The sequence below is a fragment of the Staphylococcus sp. HMSC068C09 genome, assembly GCF_001813735.1.
In the GTDB taxonomy this organism is placed as follows: Bacteria; Bacillota; Bacilli; order Staphylococcales; family Staphylococcaceae; genus Staphylococcus; species Staphylococcus hominis.
Window position 1 is genome coordinate 1 of the sequence record NZ_KV813761.1, and the last position, 293, is coordinate 293.

1 rRNA gene is annotated in these 293 nt (G+C 53.9%); it reads right to left on the reverse strand.

Annotation, left to right across the window (positions count from 1 at the left end):
• A 23S ribosomal RNA gene (locus HMPREF2930_RS07465) occupies window positions 1-293 on the reverse strand; the annotation flags it as partial.

Below are 293 nucleotides of genomic sequence, written 5' to 3' on the forward strand. Positions count from 1 at the left end.
CCTTTGAGCGCCTCCGTTACCTTTTAGGAGGCGACCGCCCCAGTCAAACTGCCCGCCTGACACTGTCTCCCACCACGATAAGTGGTGCGGGTTAGAAAGCCAACACAGCTAGGGTAGTATCCCACCAACGCCTCCACGTAAGCTAGCGCTCACGTTTCAAAGGCTCCTACCTATCCTGTACAAGCTGTGCCGAATTTCAATATCAGGCTACAGTAAAGCTCCACGGGGTCTTTCCGTCCTGTCGCGGGTAACCTGCATCTTCACAGGTACTATGATTTCACCGAGTCTCTCGT